The organism is Phreatobacter oligotrophus, from assembly GCF_003046185.1.
Classification (GTDB): Bacteria; Pseudomonadota; Alphaproteobacteria; order Rhizobiales; family Phreatobacteraceae; genus Phreatobacter; species Phreatobacter oligotrophus.
Genome location: NZ_PZZL01000010.1, coordinates 1 through 18,263 on the forward strand (window position 1 = coordinate 1; position 18,263 = coordinate 18,263).

Sequence of the window (18,263 nt, forward strand, 5' to 3'; positions counted from 1 at the left end):
TCAGGATCTCGACCTCCATGGTCTTCCGGCCGAGCAGGCGCTCGAGATCCCGGACACGCTTCTCGAGGTCACGCACATGGCTGGTCCCGACTACGTCCTCGTCCGCGTGGACAGCCTGATGGCCACCTTCGATCATTCGCCTCTTCCAGCTGAAGAGCAGGCTTGGGGAGAGGCCGTGACGGCGAGCAACCAGCGACACGGAGGAGCCCGGCTGCATGGCCTCTTCCACCAGCCGGACCTTCTCGGAAGTCGACCAACGACGGCGCCGCTGGACTGACGTGATGACCTCAACACGTGTGGTCGGGGGGATCGGATCAGAAGACATAGCCTTATCCATAGGCCTACGCCTATGCCTTAGCGAGCTAGGCCGACTGTCCGGTCAAAACGGGGTGCGTTCCATCCCGAAGCTCCGCCCGCCATGCCCGGCAAAGCCGAGGCGGCGCCTCGGCGTTCACGAATACGGCGTCCGGGGCCGCTTCATCGCGTTCAGTGCTGCTGCTCGGTGCGCAACGCGGCGACAGCGAGCGCAGCGAAGATCAATTCAAAAGCCAGAATGCCGAGGAACATGCCGGCCGGCAGCCCATCAAGGGCCGTACTGACAAGCCGTCCAAAGGCAAAACCGCTAAACAGGACGACAATTGAGACCAGCGCGAACGCCCGCATGCGTTCCCAGATCAACCCCAACAGGAACAGCGCTGCTATCCCGATAAACGCTCCGCCCAGGGCCGCCCGGATGAGGTGGAGATGATTGATCGTGGTCAGCTCGATTGCTGGCGCGTTCATCATCATCTGAGGCGCGACGAGATGGAGCGTGCCGACGAGCAACATCACAGCTCCGGCGCCTGCAAGGGCGATCGTACCCTCCTTGCTCTTGACGACATCCGACATGTGCGTTCCCCCCGTCTGACGCTGCAAGCAAACTGCGTATCGCGTTCTGATGAATGTTGACAGGAGCAGAGTCGATCATCGGTGCAATGGGCCCATCATTGCGGTCAGTCGTGTCTTATCTCCCGCGCTGGCCGGCCGATATTGGGGCCAAGGCGCTCGGCGAGCTGGTCGACGACATGGCGTGAGGTTGGCACTCCACCTCTCCCCGGCGGGGACAGGGGGAGTGGCCTCCCGGTTGACGCAAAGCCCCCTCTCCCGGCCTGCGGCCGACCTCTCCCCGCCGGGGAGAGGTGGGGGATGCGCCTTCTCCAGACGCTCACCGGAACCTCCACCCGTCATGCTCCGGCCGGGCTCCCGAACCTCCACCCGTCATGCCCGGCCCTGTGCCGGGCATCCACGACTTTCCGTCCCATCGTCGTGGTCAAGTCGTGGATGGCCGGGACAAGCCCGGCCATGACGCGGAGAGGGCCGTGCCTCACCTCTCCCCGGCGGGGAGAGGTCGACGAGCGTCAGCGAGGCGGGAGAGGGGAACCGTTCGCATCGATCAGACCCCACCCCACGCTCCGCGCCGTCACGCCTCGTTCATCGGACATAAAGAAATCTTTATGTCTTTATTGCCTCCCGCGGGCACCCATGCTACAGCCCCGCCCGACAAGCCGGTCATCCTGCCGGCCCCGTGCACTTTCCGAGGACCCCATGGCTGTCGAACACGGCAAGGACTACATCGTCAAAGACATCTCGCTCGCTCCCTTCGGCCGCAAGGAGATCGAGCTCGCCGAGACCGAAATGCCGGGCCTCATGGCCATCCGCGCCGAGTACGGCCCGTCGCAGCCGCTGAAGGGCGCGCGCATCGCCGGCTCGCTGCACATGACCATCCAGACCGCCGTCCTCATCGAGACGCTGAAGGCGCTGGGCGCCGACATCCGCTGGGTGTCCTGCAACATCTTCTCGACGCAGGACCATGCCGCCGCCGCCATCGCCGCCGCCGGCATCCCGGTCTTCGCCTACAAGGGCGAGAGCCTCGAGGAGTACTGGGACTACACCGCCAAGCTGTTCGACTGGCATGGCGGCGGCGTGCCGAACATGATCCTCGACGACGGCGGCGACGCCACCATGCTCGTCCATTACGGCCTGAAGGCCGAGCAGGGCGACGTGGCCTTCCTCGACAAGCCGGGCTCGGATGAAGAGGTCATCTTCTTCGCCCTGATCAAGCGCATGCTCGCCGAGAAGCCGAAGGGCTGGTTCGCCGAGGTCGCCAAGGCGATCCGCGGCGTCTCCGAGGAGACCACCACGGGCGTGCACCGCCTCTACAAGCTGGCCGAGGAGGGCAAGCTCCTCTTCCCGGCGATCAACGTCAACGACTCCGTCACCAAGTCGAAGTTCGACAACCTCTATGGCTGCCGCGAGTCGCTGGTCGACGCGCTGCGCCGCGGCACCGACGTGATGATGGCCGGCAAGGTCGCCTTCGTCGCCGGCTTCGGTGACGTGGGCAAGGGCTCGGCCGCCTCGCTGCGCCAGGCCGGCTGTCGCGTCGTCGTCTCCGAAGTCGATCCGATCTGCGCCCTGCAGGCGGCGATGGAGGGCTACGAGGTCGCCACGATCGAGGACGTGCTGCCGCGCGCCGACATCTATGTCACCGCCACCGGCAACAAGGACATCATCACCGTCGATCACATGCGGGCGATGAAGGACCGGGCGATCGTCTGCAACATCGGCCACTTCGACAACGAGATCCAGGTCTCGGGTCTGAAGAACTTCAAGTGGACCAACATCAAGCCGCAGGTCGACGAGATCGAGTTCCCGGCCGGCAACCGCATCATCCTCCTGTCGGAGGGGCGCCTGGTGAACCTCGGCAACGCCATGGGCCATCCGAGCTTCGTGATGTCGTCGTCGTTCTCGAACCAGACCCTCGCCCAGATCGAGCTCTGGCAGAACCGCGACAACGGCAAGTACGCCAAGAAGGTCTACACCCTGCCGAAGTTCCTCGACGAGAAGGTCGCCGCGCTCCACCTCGAGAAGCTCGGTGTGAAGCTCACCAAGATGAGCAAGGAGCAGGCGGACTATATCGGCGTGCCGGAGAAGGGCCCGTTCAAGCCCGACCACTACCGCTATTGATCAGGGGCCTTCGGGCACCTACAGGAAGGGCCCGGCATCGCCGGGCCCTTTTTCGTTGCGGGGCGCGCCGCATGACCCATCGATCCGACGCATCATGCCCCTGACGCTCTCCACCCTCTCCGCCGGCATCATCGCGCCGCTGGTCGGCTTCGCCGGCACGGTGGCGCTCGTCATCGCCGCGGCGCAGGCGGTGGGCGCGACACCGGCGCAGACCATTTCCTGGCTCGCCGCCATCTGCCTTGCCAAGGCGCTCGGCGGCATGGCGCTCACCTGGCGCTACCGCATCCCCGTGGTCATGGCCTGGTCGACGCCCGGCGCGGCGCTGATCGCGACGTCCTCGGGCATCGCCTTTCCGGCCGCCGAGGGTGCCTTCGTGGTGGCGGCGGTGCTGATCATCCTCACCGGGCTCATCAAGCCGCTCGGCGACCTCGTCGCGCGCATCCCCGCCGGCATCGCCGCGGCCATGCTGGCCGGCGTGCTGTTCCGCTTCGTCGCCGACGTGGCGCTGGCCGCGCCGCAGGCGCCGCTTCTGGTGCTGCCGCTGGTCGCCATCTTCCTCGTCGCCCGCCTCGTCCATGCCGCGAGCGCCATGCTGGTGGTGGTGGCGGCCGGCGTGGCGCTGACCTATGGGCTTGGCCTTGCCGGTCCACTGCCTGAGGGCGCGGCGCTGTCGCGGCCCGTCTGGACGACGCCGGATTTCGTGCCCTCGGCGATCCTCGGCCTCGGCGTGCCGCTCTATCTCGTCACCATGGCGGCGCAGAACCTGCCCGGCCTCGCCGTGCTGCGCGCCAATGGCTATGCGCCGGCCGCCGGCCCGATCATCACCACGACCGGCATCGTGTCGCTGTTCTCCGCGCCCTTCGGCGCCCATTCCTCCAACCTTGCCGCCATCACCGCCGCCATCGCGGCAGGGCCGGATTCCCATCCCGATCCGGGCAAGCGCTGGCCGGCCGGCATCGTCTATGGCCTCGCCTTCATCGGCTTTGCCGCCTTTGCCGGCTTCTTCGTGGCGCTCTTCGCCGCCATGCCGAAGGCGCTGGTGACGACGGTGGCGGGCCTTGCGCTCACCGGCGCGCTGATGGGCTCGCTCGCCGGCGCCATGGCGGAGGACCGGACGCGCTTTGCCAGCCTCCTCGCCTTCGCCACCGCGGCCTCGGGCGTCACCATCGCCGGCGTCGGCGCCGCCTTCTGGGGCCTCGCCATCGGTCTCGTGGCGCTGGGCGTCGAGCGGGCCTATGCCGCCTCCCGCGGGGTCAATAGCCGGTGAACATCGCCCCGTTCGCCTTGAACGGCGCCGTGGCGACGCCTACCTTGACCCCAACGCATCGATTCCTCGCGCAGGATTAGGAGATCGCCATGGGCGCCGTTGCCGCCACCACCGACGCAAACTTCGACACCGACGTGATCAAGGCCGACAAGCCGGTCGTCGTCGACTTCTGGGCCCCCTGGTGCGGTCCCTGCCGCATGATCGCGCCCGCCCTCGACGCCATCTCCGCCGAGATGGGCGACAAGGTGAAGATCGTGAAGGTCAATGTCGACGAGAACCCGAAGATCGCCTCGAACTACGGCATCATGTCGATCCCGACGCTGATGATCTTCAAGGACGGCCAGCTGGTCGACCGCAAGACCGGCGCCGCCCCGCAGGCCGCGCTGAAGCAGTGGATCTCCGGCCACGCCTGATCGGCGCTGCTGCATCGACACACGAAAGCCGCCGGCTCCCGGCGGCTTTTTTGTTGGGAATAGCCCGCATCGCGGCACCCGGGCTCCCATGTCACGATCCGGCATGGATGGCGACGGCGAGATCTTCGAGCCTTCGACGAGAAGCCTTTTCCGGCAGCGCCTCGGCCAGGGCGCGGCGCGCGGCCTCGACTGGCTGCTGCCGCCGCTGTGCCTGGCCTGCCGCCACCCCGTCGGCAGCCATCACGCGCTCTGCCCGACCTGCTGGCGCGGGGTGGGCTTCATCACCGCGCCGGTCTGCGAGCGCCTCGGCACGCCGCTCGCCTTCGACCTCGGCCCCGGCGCGCTGTCGCCGCAGGCCATCGCCAGCCCGCCCGCCTTCGACCGGGCGCGGGCGGCCTTCCGCTTCGACGCCACGGGCCGGACGCTCATCCACGCGCTGAAATATGGCGACCGGCTGGACGTCGCCCGCGCCCTCGCCGCCTGGATCGCGCGGGCGGGCCACGAGCTCCTGGCGGATGCCGATGCCCTGGTGCCGGTGCCGCTGCACTGGACGCGGCTGCTCGCCCGCCGCTTCAACCAGGCGGCGGAGCTGACGCGGCACCTCTCGGACCTCACCGGCGTCGCCAACGAGCCGCTGCTGCTCAAACGCGTCAGGCGCACCCGCCATCAGGTCGGCCTGACGCGGGCGCAGCGGCTGGACAATGTCACCGGCGCCTTCCGCGTGGCGGAGGAGAAGAAGGGCTGGATCCGCGGCAAGAGGCTGGTGCTGGTGGACGACGTGCTGACCACCGGCGCCACCATCGAGGCCTGCTGCCGCGTGCTGCGGCGGGCAGGCGCGGCGCGGATCGACGTGCTGACCGCGGCAAGGGTTGTGGAGGGGCCTTTCGCGGTCCATATCTGACCATCAGGTGATACACCGACCCACGTTTCCATGGACTTCGCGATGCCCGAGATCGTCGTCTACACCAAGGACTTCTGCCCCTATTGCCATGCGGCGAAGGAGCTGCTGCGAAGCAAGGGCGCCGCCTTCACCGAGATCGACATCCAGAAGCACCCGGACCGGCGGCCGGAGATGATCGCCAAGGCCGGCGGGCGCACCACCGTTCCGCAGATCTTCATCGCCGGGCAGCATGTCGGCGGCTGCGACGACATCCATGCCCTCGACGAGGCCGGCAAGCTCGACCCGCTGCTCGCGGCATGACGGATACCGGGATGAGCGGGAGCTTCACGGCGGCCTGCGTGCAGATGCGCGCCGACGTCCAGATCAAGCCGAGCGTCGACCAGGCCATCGCGCTGATCCGCGAGGCGGCCCGCGCGGGCGCGCAGTACGTCCAGACTCCGGAGATGACCAACATCCTCCAGCCGGAGCGGCCGAAGTTCTTCGAGGCCATCCGGTCAGAGGACCAGGATACCTCCATCCCGCTGTTCCAGGCCGAGGCGATGCAGCTCGGCATCTGGCTGCATATCGGCTCGCTCGCCATCAAGATCGGCGAGCGGCAGGCGGCCAACCGCGGCTATGTCATCTCGCCCGACGGCGAGGTGGTGGCGGCCTATGACAAGATCCACATGTTCGACGTGGACCTGCCCAACGGCCAGACCTACCGGGAATCCGCGGCCTACGTGCCTGGCGACGTCGCCGTCATGGCCGACCTGCCCTGGGCCCGGCTCGGCGTCACCATCTGCTACGACCTGCGCTTCCCCAACCTCTACCGGACGCTGGCCGAGCAGGGCGCGGGGATCATGGCGATCCCCTCCTCCTTCACCGTGCCGACCGGCGAGGCGCACTGGCACGTGCTGATGCGGGCGCGGGCCATCGAGAACGGCGCCTTCGTCATCGCGGCGGCACAGGGCGGCCAGCATGCCTGCGGGCGGGCGACCTATGGGCACAGCCTCATCGTCGATCCCTGGGGGCGTATCCTCGCCGAGGCCGACCATGACGAGCCGGCGGTGATCCTCGCCGAGATCGACCCGGCCAAGATCGCCGAAACCCGCGGCCGCATCCCGTCGCTGGCCAATGGCCGCATGTTCAGCGTGGCCGACATCCCATGATCAAATACGCGCTCACCTGCGAGAAGGCCCATGCCTTCGAGAGCTGGTTCCCCTCCTCCGACAGCTACGAGACGCAGCATGCCCGCGGCCTCGTCGCCTGCCCGGTCTGCGGCTCCACGCAGGTCGAGAAGGCGCTGATGGCGCCGCAGGTCGCGCGCAAGGACCGCCGCGCCGAGACCGCCCCCGTGACGCAGGCTCCCGAGGCCGCGCCCGGCCCCGAGCAGGTGGCCATGGTGTCGCCCGCCGAGAAGGAGCTGCGCGCCCGAATCCGCGCCCTGCGCGAGGAGTTGATGAAGACCGCCGACCCGGTCGGCGACCGCTTCGCCGAGGAAGCGCGCAAGATCCATTACGGCGAGACGGAGTTCCGCTCCATCTACGGCCAGGCGACCCCGGAAGAGGCGAAGGAACTCGCCGAGGAGGGCGTCGCCTTCCACGCGCTGCCCGTTCTCCCCGACGACCGCAACTGAGACGGCTGCGGCGTCGCGCGGACTTTGCCCCGGGCGCGCCGGCCTGCTAGGGCGGTACTCTCGAGGAGATGCCCATGGTCCGCCCCATCCTGTCCGCGCTTGCCGCCATCCTGGCCCTGACGGCCCCGACGACGGCCGCGCCGCTGAGCGCCCGCATTGCCAACGAAAGCGTGCCGACGCTCTGCGCCGAGGAGGACAATGTCGACCTGCGTCTCTCCGCGCCGAATGTCCGCCGCTTCCGCATCGAGGCCAACCACCCGGCGGTGATCGGCACCATCGTGCAGGACACGACGGCACCGGACTTCACCGACTGCACCATCACCGACAAGGCGGATTTCCGCTTCACGCCGCGCAACGTGGTGATGCACGAGGACGACAGGCTGAAGGTCGTGGGCATCACCTTCGACAAGTTCTGGCGGCCCGAGCAGGTGCCAGTGACGGTGGGCAACCGCACCGAGAGCGGCTTCCACCTGTTCCAGCTCTTCGTCAAGGACGGCACCGCCGCGCCCTACGAGTTCCTCGTCATGTATCCGGTGGACGGCTACTGGCGCATCAAGCCGCGGCCGCCGGCCCATCTTCCCGACATCGTCTATGGCACCTCGGCGCTGATCGGCCCGATCGAGGTCATGCAGCGGCCGGTGGTCAACCTCTCGGCCATCCGCTTCGACCCGGCCACCATGACCTTCACCCTCTCCTTCCGCACCGGCGGCAGCGCGACCGTGAAGGTCGCCGAGATCGACCGCACCCGCGTCGCCCTCGACGTGGTGCTGGACCGGCCGGTGGCGAACGGACCCTTCGCCGGGCTGCGCTCCATGTATGTCACCGAGACCAATGCCGACGGCGCCCGCGTCGAGTGGCGCGCGACCGGCGCCAACCGCTGGCAGGAGGCCCCCGTGATGGACTTCCGCGGCGGCGAGGGCATCGAGATGAAGCTGACGCGCGCCGTGCCGAGCCGCCACAACACATCGTCGCCGGATTACCGCTTCATCGGCTTCGGCGACTAAGGCATTCCAACGACAAGAACCCCGATCCAGCGACAAGAAGCCCTGACGGGCGGGAGGACAGCATGAAGACCATCGTCATCGAGGGGTTCGGCGATCCCGCCGCCACCATCCGCCTCATCGACCAGCCGGAGCCGGCGGCGCCGGGCCCAGGCGAGGTGACGGTGGAAATGCTGGTCCTCAACATCAACCCGTCCGACCTCCTGCAGATCCAGGGGCTCTACGGCACCTCGCGCCCGCCCCTGCCCTTCATCCCCGGCGGCGAGGCGGTCGGCCGCATCGCGGCGGTGGGCGAGGGCGTCAGCGGCCTTGGCGTCGGCGACATCGTCTCGCCGATGATCCTCAATTGCTGGCTGGAGCGCGTGACCCTCAAGGCGGCGCTCGTCATGAAGCTGCCGGCCGACATCGACCTGAAGCAGGCCGCCATGCTGAAGGGCAATCCGGCCACCGCCGAGGCGCTGCTCTCCGACCAGGTGGCGCTCCAGCCGGGCGACTGGCTGATGCAGAATGCCGCCAATTCCGCTGTCGGCACCTTCCTGGTGAAGCTCGCAGCGCAGCGCGGCATCAACACGCTCAATGTCGTGCGCCGCGAGAGCGCGGTGGCGGGGGTGAAGGCGGCGGGCGGCACGGCGGTGCTCGCGGATCCGCTCGACGATCCCCGCGCCTTCCGCAAGAAGGTGATGGAGGCGACCGGCGGCGCGCCGGTGAAGCTCGCCATCGACGCCATCGGCGGCGCGGCTACCGGCGTCATGGCCGGGGCGCTGGGCGATGGCGGCACGGTGGTGAACTACGGCCTGCTATCGGGCGAATCCTGCCGCATCGACGCGCAGCACCTCATCTTCCGCAAGATCAGCCTCAAGGGCTTCTGGCTCATCCACTGGTTCCAGGAGGCGGGCCGCGCCCGCATCGCCGAGACCTATGGGCGGATCGCCCGCGGCATGGCCGACGGCACGCTGACGACGCCGGTCTCGGCCGTGGTGCCGATGGAGGAGGCGACGCGCGCCATGCAACTCGCCGGTGACGGCGGGCGCGACGGCAAGGTGCTGATGGTCACCGCCGCCGGCCGCAGCCTCGGCGTCGCCTGAGGGGTCAGCGCAGGCGCGTCAAACCAAGGCGCTTGGCCGCGATCCTGTCGAGCCAGCGGGCCGGCAGGATCAGCGGCAGGATCCAGTTCATCAGGGGCGCCGGGGTGATGGTGTAGCGCACCTTCGGGCTTTCCGCCGTCAGCGCGGTGTGGACGACGTCGGCCACCGCCTGGGGCGGCAGGGCATGCTTCGCCCGGCCCAGCACCTCCGCCTCGAAGCGGTCGATGAGCGGGCCGTAGAAGGTCGCCTGGTAGCGGGTCTTCTCGACCGCGCCGGCCGACTTCTCCCAGATGGGCGTGGCGATGGGCCCGGGGCCGACGATGACGACGTCGACGCCGAAGGGCATGAGCTCGCGGCGCAGCGCATGGCTCATCGCCTCCAGCGCGTGCTTGGAGGCCGAGTAACCGCCGACGAAGGGCCAGGACAGCTTGCCCGAGACCGAGGACATCATGACGATGCGGCCGGGCGTGCCGGCAAAGCCCTCCTCGGCGCCGAGCAGCGATCCGAAGGCCTGGACGGTGGCGATCTGGCCGAGGACATTGACCTTCCACTGCCGGTCGAGCTCATCCAGCGGCTGGTGCAGCAGCGGGCCCGGCAGCGAGATGCCGGCATTGCAGACGAGGCCGCCGAGCGGCTTGCCGTCGAGGAGGCCCGCGACGGTCGCCGCGGCGCGCGACAGGCTGTCGGGATCGGTGACGTCGGCGATGACGGGGGTGAAGGAGGGCCCGAGGGCGGCATCGAGCCGCTCGGCATCGTCCATGCGCCGCACCGTGCCGAACACCCGCCAGCCGCGGCGCACGAGGTCGGTGGCGATGGCCTCGCCAATGCCGGTCGAGACGCCGGTGACGACGCAGCTGCGCATGGCCTATTCCGCCGCCCGCTGGCCGCCGACGCCGAAACGCCGCTCGATATAGTCGATGACCATGGCCTTGAAGTCGGCGGCCACCGTCGGGCCGCGCAGGGTGGTGACCTTGACGCCGTCGACGAAGACCGGGGCGGCCGGGTTCTCGCCGGTGCCGGGCAGCGAGATGCCGATATCGGCGTGCTTGGACTCGCCGGGGCCGTTGACGATGCAGCCCATGACCGCGACGTTCAGCACCTCGACGCCCGGATAGCGCGTCTTCCACTCCGGCATGGATTCATGGATGAAGCCCTGGATGTCCTGGGCGAGCTCCTGGAACAGCGTCGAGGTGGTGCGCCCGCAGCCCGGGCAGGCGGCGACCAGCGGCACGAAGGTGCGGATGCCCATGGTCTGCAGGATCTCCTGCGCCACCTTGACCTCCAGCGTCCGGTCGCCGTTCGGCTCGGGGGTGAGCGAGACGCGGATCGTGTCGCCGATGCCGTCCTGCAGCACCACGCCGAGGGCGGCGGCGGAGGCGACGATGCCCTTCGAGCCCATGCCGGCCTCGGTGAGGCCGAGATGCAGCGCATAGGTCGAGCGCGAGGCGAGCATCCGGTAGACGCTGATGAGATCCTGCACCGCCGAGACCTTGGCGGAGAGGATGATGCGGTTCTGCGGCAGGCCGATCTCGACGGCGCGCTCGGCCGAGAGCAGGCAGGACTGCACCATGGCCTCGTGCATGACGGCACGGGCGTCGAGCGGGTTCTCGCTCCTGGCATTCTCGTCCATCAGGTGGGTGAGCAGTTCCTGGTCGAGCGAACCCCAGTTGGCGCCGATGCGCACGGCCTTGCCATGCTCGATCGCCTTCTCGACGATCATCGAGAACTGCCGGTCCTTCTTGTCCTTGAAGCCGACATTGCCGGGATTGATGCGGTACTTGGCGAGCGCCTCGGCGCAGGCCGGATGGTCGGTCAGAAGCTTGTGGCCGATATAGTGGAAGTCGCCGACGAGGGGCACGCTCACCCCCATGCGGGCGAGCCTGTCGCGGATATGCGGCACGGCCGCGGCGCTCTCGTCGCGGTCGACGGTGATGCGGACCAGTTCCGAGCCGGCGCGGGCGAGCGCCGCCACCTGCCGCACCGTACCGTCAATATCGGCCGTGTCGGTGTTGGTCATCGACTGGACGACGATCGGCGCGCCGCCACCGACCATCACCGCGCCGGCGCCCTCGCCGATGGTCACGCCGACCGTCCGGTGCCGGGGCTTCACCCCAAATCCCTGGATCATCGCTTCCGCCTCCGCTCAGCGCCCCCGACATAGCGGGCACCGTGCCCCGGCGCCAGTGTCGTCACCGTGACGGAGCGCTGGCACGGCCGGATCATAGTCCGGCAGAGGCATGGCAGGCCAGCGTGAGCGGCGGGGATCAGGTCTTCTCGGTCGGGCCGCAATGGGCGCAGCGGCCGAACATCTCGACGACACGGCTCGCCGCGGTGAAACCGGCGGCCCCGGCAATGGCGGCAAGGTCCTTCTCCACCGGCGCGCCGGAGGCCTCGGACACACAGCCGCAGGCATCGCAGATCATGAACACCACGAGGTCGGGCCCGTCGTGGCGATGGGCGCAGGCGACATAGGCGTTGCGGCTCTCGATGCGGTGGGCGAGGCCTGCCTCCAGGAGGAAGTCGAGGACGCGGTAGACGCTGATCGGCGCCGGGCGGCGGCCCGAGGAATGGTGCATCTTCTCGATGAGGTCATAGGCGCCCATCGGGGCCGGCGAGGCGGCAAGGTGGGAGAGGACCTCGCGGCGGATCGGGGTGAGCTTCAGCTTGCGCTCGGCGCAGCGGGCCTCGGCCACCTTCAGCACGTCGACCGGGGGGTGGCCATGCTCGCAGGCGTGATCGTGGTCGTGGTGGCGCGTCCGCAGCATCATCCAGGCCTTCGCGATGTCCCGACTTTCGTCCGGGTGACAGCTCCTTAACACGGCGCCGCCGGCTCCCCCAAACCGCCGCGATCGTGTTGCATTGCAATGGCGGCCGGGTCACTGATGGGCACCGGCAGCTTGAAGGAGATGGGTATCATGAGCCTTGCGGGAAAGAGCGCGATCGTTACGGGGTCCACCAGCGGCATCGGCCTCGCGATTGCCACGGCCCTGGCGAAGGAGGGCGTCGACGTCATGCTGAACGGGCTCGGCGACGCCGCCGAGATCGAGGCGACCCGGGCGAAGCTCGCCAGCCAGACTGGCCGCACCATCCTCTTCTCGCCCGCCAACATGATGAAGCCCGACGAGATCACCGGCATGGTGCGCGAGGCGGAGGCGAAGTTCGGCAAGGTCGACATCGTCGTCTCCAATGCCGGCATCCAGCACGTCTCGCCGGTGGAGGATTTCCCCACCGAGAAGTGGGACGCCATCATGGCCATCAACCTGACGGCCTCGTTCCACCTCACCAAGGCCGTGGTGCCGGGCATGAAGGCGCGCAAGCACGGTCGCATCGTCAACATCGCCTCGGCCCATTCGCTGGTCGCCTCGCCGTTCAAGTCGGCCTATGTGGCGGCCAAGCACGGCCTGCTCGGCTTCACCAAGACCATCGCGCTGGAGCTCGCCACCTTCGGCATCACCGCCAACTGCATCTCGCCGGGCTATGTCTGGACGCCGCTGGTCGAGAAGCAGATTCCCGACACGATGAAGGCGCGCAACATGACCAAGGAGCAGGTCATGAACGACGTGCTGCTGGCGGCGCAGCCGACCAAGCAGTTCGTGCAGGTCGAGGAGGTGGCGGCGCTGGCGCTGTGGCTGTGCTCGGACGCGGCCAAGAACATCACCGGCGCCAACAACGTCATCGACGGCGGCTGGACGGCGGCATGACCGCCCGGAACACCCCGGCGACTAGGGCGACGAAGCGCGTCTCGCTGGCGCTCCAGGGGGGCGGCGCCCACGGCGCCTTCACCTGGGGCGTGCTGGACGAGATCCTGCGCGACGGGCGGCTGGAGATCGAGGGCGTCACCGGCGCCTCGGCCGGGGCGGTGAATGCCGTCCTGCTCGCCGACGGTCTCGCAGAGGGAGGGCCGAAGGCGGCACGCGAGCGGCTCGCCCGCTTCTGGAAGGCCGCCTCGATCGACGGCTCCATGCCGACGCTGCAGCGCCGGGCGCTCGACCGGCTGTTCTCGGTCATGCCCTACGAGGGCTCGCTGATGCAGACCTGGGTCGACCAGGTGCAGCGCTATTTCTCGCCCTACGACCTCAATCCGTTCGACATCAATCCGCTGGAGGACCTCATCCGGTCCTTCGTCGATTTCGACCGGCTGGCCGCCTTCGACGGGATCAAGGTGTTCATCTCCGCCACCAATGTGCGGACGGGCAAGCTCACCATCTTCCGGCGCGAGGCGATCACCTGCCGGGCGGTGATGGCCTCGGCCTGCCTGCCCATGCTGTTCAAGGCGGTGGAGATCGACGGCACGCCGTTCTGGGACGGCGGCTATATGGGCAATCCGCCGCTCTTCCCGCTCTACCGGACCACTGACTCCGAGGACATCCTCCTCGTCCAGATCAATCCGATCCTGCGCCAGGAGACGCCGACCTCGTCGCGGGAGATCATGAACCGCGTCAACGAGATCACCTTCAACTCCTCGCTCCAGGCCGAACTGCGCGCCGCCGCCTTCGTCGCGCGCCTCGTGGACGAGGGCCGGCTGCCGCGTGGCCGCGGGCAAGGCGCCTACAAGCGCGTCCACCTTCACCGCATCGCGCTGTCCGAGGCGCTGGACGGCCTCACCGCCGGCTCCAAGGTGGTCACCGACTACGACTTCCTCGTCAGCCTGCAGGAGGCCGGCAAGAAGGCGGCGCGCAAGTTCCTGCGGACGAAGTTCGACAAGATCGGCGAAGCATCGACGGTGGATCTCGAGGCCGAGATCGCCGCGGAATGGGCGTCCTAGAGGCCCGCGGGCCGGAGGGATTTTCTTGGGACGAGCCGTCCCTGATGCTTCAGGGCCGGTTCGGATCGACGCCCATCAGCTGCGCGGCGCGCTCCACCACCGCCTCTTCCAGTTCGGCGGCCGAGCCATCGGCGAGGACGACGGCCCACATCATGTCGACGATGCGCCGGCGGCCCTGCTCGTCCAGCCGGTTGGCAAGGTGCTCGGCCTGGGCCGTCCAGCTGTCGCCCGCCGCCTCGTGGTCCATGGCGCTCTCGATGAGACGGTCGGTGTCGGGGCCCGAGAGGTCGAAGCCCGAGGCGAGGACCGTGCGCAGACGGTCGCGCTCGGCGGGGGCGACCCGGCCATCCACCGCCATGACATGGACCAGCAGCACCGCCGCCGCGAGGCGATAGTCATCCTCGCCGAAGCGCTCGTGGGCGGGCTCCGACAGGTCGGAGAGCATGGCGAAGAAGCGGTCGAGCATGGCGGGTCCGGCGGTTCGGTTGATCATCGCCGGTTGTAGGTCCTGGTGGCAAGGCCGGCATGTGGTCGCGGTTGTGGGGTTGCTGCGCGCATGGCGCCGCGGCGGCGGGACGGGTTGGCGGCAGGCTCGCCGCGCGCTAGAGACGCGCTCTGCATTCCGGCAGTTCCATCCCGGCAGTTTCCCAAGGAGAGAAGACCCATGGCCATCGAGCGCAAGCAGGTCGGTCCGCGCATGAGCGGCGCCGTCGTCCACGGCAACACCGTCTATCTGGCCGGCCAGGTGGCGCACAAGGCTGCCGGCAAGTCGGTGACCGAGCAGACCAAGGAAATCCTCGAGACCATCGACGCTCTGCTCGCCGAGTGCGGCACCTCGAAGCAGAACCTGCTCTCGACCAACATCTGGCTGTCGGACATGTCGACCTTCGCCGAGATGAACGCCGTCTGGGACAGCTGGGTGGTCCCCGGCCATACGCCGGCCCGTGCCACGGTCGAGGCGAAGCTCGCCGCACCGCAGTTCACCGTCGAGATCATGGTCGTCGCCGCCAAGTGACGATCGCTAGCAAGTGACGACGGGGCCTTCGGGCCTGATCGGATAAGCGAACGGCCGGGGCGAGCCCCGGCCGTTTTGCGTTTCTGGAGGGGCAAGGCCGATCAAGCGGCGCGGACGCCCTCGAGGAAGGAGCGGATCTCGAGATCCAGCGCCTGGGCTTCCTCGCCGAGCCGGCCGGAGAGGGTGCGCACGTCCTCGGCGGTGGCCTGGGCGGACTGCGCCGTGCCGCCGACGCGGCCCATGGCCTCGGCACCGCCGCGGGTCTCGTCGGAGGCGCGGTTGACCGCCTCGGCGATGGTGGCGACGGCGGCGTTCTGCTCCTCGACCGCAGCGGCGACGGAGGCGGCGATGCCCCGCATCTCGCCGATGACCTGGTTGACCTTCTCGATGGCGTCGACCGCATCGCCGGAGGCCATCTGGATGGCGCCGATCTGGCTGGCGATTTCCTCGGTCGCCTTGGCCGTCTGGCTGGCGAGGCTCTTCACCTCGGAGGCGACGACCGCGAAGCCCTTGCCGGCCTCGCCGGCGCGCGCCGCCTCGATGGTGGCGTTGAGCGCCAGCAGGTTGGTCTGGCCGGCGATCGCCTGGATGAGGTTGACCACCTCGCCGATGCGGCTGGCGGCCTGGGCGAGCGAGCCCATGGTCTGGGCGGTGCGCTCGGCCTCGGCGACGGCGGTGTCGGCGACCTGGGTCGACTTGCCGGCCTGGCTGGCGATCTCGGCGATGGAGGCAGCGAGCTCCTCGGCCGCAGCCGCGGCGGAGGAGACGGAGGCCGCGGCCTGTTCCATCGCGCCGGAAGCGGTGACCGCCTCGCTGGTGACCGCGCTCGAGGTGGTGTCGAGCTGGTCGGAGGCGCCATCGAGCTGGCCGGAGGCGCTGCGCAGCGCGCCGAGCGACTTCTCCGCCGCGTCCTCGAAGCCGCGGATGAGACCGTCGACCGTGGTGGCGCGGCGGTTGCGGGCCTCGACCTCGGCGATCTGCTCGGCGGCGAGACGCTCGCGCTCCAGTGCGTTGTCGCGGAAGACCAGGACGGCGCGGGCCATCTCGCCGAGCTCGTCGGTCGCCTCGGTGGAGGGAACGACGACGGAGGTGTCGCCGCCGGCAAGCTGGCGCATGGCGGCGGTGATGCCGCCGAGCTGGCGGGTCATCGAGCGGCCGAGGACCATGGCGATGATGCCGCAGAGCACAACGGCGGCAGCGATGATGCCGATCATCAGCATCTGCGTCTCGGACTGGGCCTCGAGGCGGGCGTCGTTGGCGCGCGTCTTGCCGGCGTCGGCGGCCGAGACGAGCACGTTGGTGGTCTGGTCGAGGCGGGTCAGCAGCGTGTCGAGCTGCTTCACCGTCTGCTCGACGGTGCGGGTACCCTCGACATAGGAGTCGAGCGCCGGCCAGTAGATCTCGCCGGCCTTGAGCAGCTCGGCCTTGGTGGCCGGGGCGACAACCGAGCGGTTGACCTCGTTGATGAACTTGGTGCGCGCCTGGCGGAAGGCCTCCAGGTCGCTGTCGAGGCCACGCAGCATGAAGTCCTTCTCGTGGCGGCGCATCTGCAGCACCTGCTCGAGGATGCCGGCGCCGTCGTCGAAGTTCTGGGCGACGCGGCGGGACTGATCCTCCAGCATCTTCACCGACTCGTTCATCCGGCCGGTGAGGCCCGAGGTGTCGTCGGTGCCGAGGGTCTCGATGGTGACGCGGACGAGGTCGAAGGCGGAGCCGGCCTCGCCGAGCTGCTTCAGCGACTGCTCGATCTCGCCCTGGAGCGAGGCGGCCTGCGGCTTGCGGCGGGCCTCGCCGAGCGCGAGCATGGCTTCCATGCGGGCGCGGGAGAAGTTGGTCGTGGCGGCCTCGGTGTAGCGCTCGGCATAGTCGACCGCGGCGAAACGCAGGTCGCGGACCGCGGCGCGGACCCGGGCGGCGTCGCTGGCGAGGCCGGAGAAGCCCTCATAGGCCTCGAAGGCCTCGGCGACGGCCTTCTGGCCGTACCAGGCGGCGCCGCCAGCGGCGAAGACGCCGGCGATCGGCGCCAGCGCGAGCAGCGCAATCCGCATGCGGATAGACAGAGACGGCATCCTCGCCATGGTCGAACTTCTCCCTCGGGGTCGGCGGGAGTGTGGCGACCAACGGTTAAAGAACAACTATCACGCGAAATGCCGACGGCAGTTTTCAGCGCGATTCCAGATGTTTGCCGGCGGAAGACGTTCCCCAGCGTCAGATGATTGTGTTCCAGGGCGGTTGATCCTAGGGTCCGCGCCCCTGGTCTTGAGATGCCCATGTCCCTCGCCGTGCGGGCGGTGCCCTTCCTGTTCGTGCTCGCCTGGTCGACGGGATGGATCGTCGCCGGCTTCTCGGCGCGGCTCGCGGATCCGCTCTGGTTCCTGTTCCTCAGGTTCTCGCTCGCCGCCGCCGTGATCGCCGCCATCGCGGTCGTGATGGGCGCGCCCTGGCCGCGGTCGCGCGCGGAGATCGGCCACGCCATGATGTCGGGCGTGCTGCTGCATGCGCTCTATCTCGCGGCGGTGTGGTGGGCGGTCGCCAATGGCGTGCCCTCCGGGGTCTCCGGCATCATGGCGGGCCTCCAGCCGGTGATGACCGCCCTCCTCGCCCCCGCCATCCTGGGCGAGCGCATCACCGCCCGGCAGGGTATCGGCGTCGCGCTCGGTTTCCTCGGCATCATCCTCGTCCTGGCGCCGAAGCTTGTCGGCGTGAGCCCGGAGACCTTCGAGGCCATCGTCACGCCGCTCGTCATCAACGGGCTCGGCATGATCTCGGTGACGGCCGGCACCTTCTACCAGAAGCGCTTCGTCTCCGGCGGCGACATGCGGACCACAACCGCCTGGCAGTACATCGCCGCGGCACTCGCCATGCTGCCGCTTTTCCTCGTGTTCGGCCGCGTCGAGGCCGAGTGGAACCAGACGCTGATCCTGACCATGGCCTGGTCGGTGCTCGCCCTGTCGGTGGGCGGCATCTTCCTGTTCCTCTACCTGATCCGGCGGGGCGAGGTGTCGCGCGCCACCGCCTATATCTATCTCGTGCCCGCCGTTTCGGCCCTCATGGCCTTTCTGTTCTTCGGCGAGACGCTGACCCCCGTGCAGCTCATCGGCATGGCGGTGACGGCGGCCGGCGTCTGGCTGGCGACCCGGCAGGGCTGAGGGCCCACAAGCTTTTTCCCGGATCACCGGTCATTTGCCGGATTGTCAC

At 68.9% G+C, this 18,263-nt stretch carries 20 protein-coding genes; 13 read left to right on the plus strand and 7 right to left on the minus strand.

The features are described from left to right. Positions 1-337, minus strand: a 337-nt coding sequence (locus tag C8P69_RS19005) for a transposase (protein ID WP_146167382.1), incomplete at its 3' end; no start/stop codon positions are given. A 149-nt stretch (positions 338-486) separates the two neighbouring features. Continuing rightward, positions 487-888 (minus strand): DUF4345 domain-containing protein, encoded by a 402-nt coding sequence (locus C8P69_RS19010; RefSeq protein ID WP_108179032.1) that lies wholly within the window; start codon positions 886-888, stop codon positions 487-489. 696 nt (positions 889-1,584) lie between these two features. On the opposite strand from C8P69_RS19010, the gene ahcY reads away from it, so the two are divergent. The 9 genes from ahcY (at position 1,585) to C8P69_RS19055 (ending at position 9,285) form a co-directional block, all read left to right on the plus strand. After that, positions 1,585-3,003 (plus strand): adenosylhomocysteinase, encoded by a 1,419-nt coding sequence (gene ahcY / locus C8P69_RS19015; protein WP_108179033.1) that lies wholly within the window; start codon positions 1,585-1,587, stop codon positions 3,001-3,003. A gap of 94 nt (positions 3,004-3,097) precedes the next feature. Then, on the plus strand, positions 3,098-4,270 hold the full coding sequence (locus C8P69_RS19020) for a benzoate/H(+) symporter BenE family transporter (protein ID WP_245902136.1): 1,173 nt from the start codon (positions 3,098-3,100) through the stop codon (positions 4,268-4,270). A gap of 89 nt (positions 4,271-4,359) precedes the next feature. Then, positions 4,360-4,683 (plus strand): thioredoxin, encoded by a 324-nt coding sequence (trxA, locus tag C8P69_RS19025; protein ID WP_108179034.1) that lies wholly within the window; start codon positions 4,360-4,362, stop codon positions 4,681-4,683. A gap of 88 nt (positions 4,684-4,771) precedes the next feature. Next, positions 4,772-5,584, plus strand: coding sequence for a ComF family protein (locus C8P69_RS19030; RefSeq protein WP_245902137.1), 813 nt, complete (start codon positions 4,772-4,774; stop codon positions 5,582-5,584). 42 nt (positions 5,585-5,626) lie between these two features. Then, complete coding sequence (gene grxC, locus C8P69_RS19035; protein ID WP_108179177.1) at positions 5,627-5,884, plus strand: glutaredoxin 3; 258 nt, start codon at positions 5,627-5,629, stop codon at positions 5,882-5,884. Between the two features lie 11 nt (positions 5,885-5,895). After that, entirely contained in the window at positions 5,896-6,732 is an 837-nt protein-coding gene (locus tag C8P69_RS19040) for a carbon-nitrogen hydrolase family protein (RefSeq protein ID WP_245902138.1), read from the plus strand. Then, positions 6,729-7,199 (plus strand): DUF1178 family protein, encoded by a 471-nt coding sequence (locus C8P69_RS19045; protein WP_108179037.1) that lies wholly within the window; start codon positions 6,729-6,731, stop codon positions 7,197-7,199. The genes C8P69_RS19040 and C8P69_RS19045 overlap by 4 nt, the downstream gene beginning before the upstream one ends. Positions 7,200-7,273: 74 nt before the next feature. Then, a complete protein-coding gene (locus tag C8P69_RS19050) occupies positions 7,274-8,203 on the plus strand; it encodes a hypothetical protein (protein WP_245902139.1) in 930 nt (309 codons plus the stop codon). Positions 8,204-8,265: 62 nt separating this feature from the next. Continuing rightward, positions 8,266-9,285, plus strand: a complete 1,020-nt coding sequence (locus tag C8P69_RS19055) for a zinc-dependent alcohol dehydrogenase family protein (protein ID WP_108179039.1) — start codon at positions 8,266-8,268, stop codon at positions 9,283-9,285. A 4-nt stretch (positions 9,286-9,289) separates the two neighbouring features. Here the strand turns inward: C8P69_RS19055 and C8P69_RS19060 are convergent, their stop codons facing one another. From C8P69_RS19060 to C8P69_RS19070, 3 genes are all read right to left on the minus strand, one after another. Then, positions 9,290-10,147 carry an SDR family NAD(P)-dependent oxidoreductase gene (locus tag C8P69_RS19060; protein ID WP_108179040.1) on the minus strand — a complete coding sequence of 286 codons (858 nt, stop codon included), beginning with the start codon at positions 10,145-10,147 and terminating at the stop codon, positions 9,290-9,292. A gap of 3 nt (positions 10,148-10,150) precedes the next feature. After that, positions 10,151-11,413 (minus strand): flavodoxin-dependent (E)-4-hydroxy-3-methylbut-2-enyl-diphosphate synthase, encoded by a 1,263-nt coding sequence (gene ispG, locus C8P69_RS19065; protein WP_108179041.1) that lies wholly within the window; start codon positions 11,411-11,413, stop codon positions 10,151-10,153. A 136-nt stretch (positions 11,414-11,549) separates the two neighbouring features. Further along, positions 11,550-12,053 carry a transcriptional repressor gene (locus C8P69_RS19070; protein WP_108179042.1) on the minus strand — a complete coding sequence of 168 codons (504 nt, stop codon included), beginning with the start codon at positions 12,051-12,053 and terminating at the stop codon, positions 11,550-11,552. 144 nt (positions 12,054-12,197) lie between these two features. Here C8P69_RS19070 and C8P69_RS19075 point away from each other — a divergent pair, with 144 nt between their 5' ends. Together C8P69_RS19075 and C8P69_RS19080 are read left to right on the plus strand one after the other, a co-directional pair. Then, a complete protein-coding gene (locus C8P69_RS19075) occupies positions 12,198-12,986 on the plus strand; it encodes a 3-hydroxybutyrate dehydrogenase (RefSeq protein ID WP_425440774.1) in 789 nt (262 codons plus the stop codon). Then, a complete protein-coding gene (locus C8P69_RS19080; RefSeq protein WP_108179043.1) occupies positions 12,983-14,050 on the plus strand; it encodes a patatin-like phospholipase family protein in 1,068 nt (355 codons plus the stop codon). Before C8P69_RS19075 ends, C8P69_RS19080 begins: the two co-directional genes overlap by 4 nt. A gap of 49 nt (positions 14,051-14,099) precedes the next feature. On the opposite strand, the gene C8P69_RS19085 is transcribed toward C8P69_RS19080, so the two are convergent. Next, the gene (locus tag C8P69_RS19085) at positions 14,100-14,543 is read right to left on the minus strand and encodes a tellurite resistance TerB family protein (protein WP_108179044.1); all 444 of its coding nucleotides are present in this window, start codon (positions 14,541-14,543) and stop codon (positions 14,100-14,102) included. Between the two features lie 171 nt (positions 14,544-14,714). Here C8P69_RS19085 and C8P69_RS19090 point away from each other — a divergent pair, with 171 nt between their 5' ends. Beyond that, positions 14,715-15,065 carry a RidA family protein gene (locus tag C8P69_RS19090; RefSeq protein ID WP_108179045.1) on the plus strand — a complete coding sequence of 117 codons (351 nt, stop codon included), beginning with the start codon at positions 14,715-14,717 and terminating at the stop codon, positions 15,063-15,065. Positions 15,066-15,166: 101 nt separating this feature from the next. On the opposite strand, the gene C8P69_RS19095 is transcribed toward C8P69_RS19090, so the two are convergent. Next, positions 15,167-17,143, minus strand: coding sequence for a methyl-accepting chemotaxis protein (locus C8P69_RS19095; protein WP_146167383.1), 1,977 nt, complete (start codon positions 17,141-17,143; stop codon positions 15,167-15,169). A 192-nt stretch (positions 17,144-17,335) separates the two neighbouring features. Here C8P69_RS19095 and C8P69_RS19100 point away from each other — a divergent pair, with 192 nt between their 5' ends. Further along, a complete protein-coding gene (locus tag C8P69_RS19100; RefSeq protein ID WP_170118307.1) occupies positions 17,336-18,214 on the plus strand; it encodes a DMT family transporter in 879 nt (292 codons plus the stop codon). The last annotated feature ends 49 nt before the right edge of the window (positions 18,215-18,263 follow it).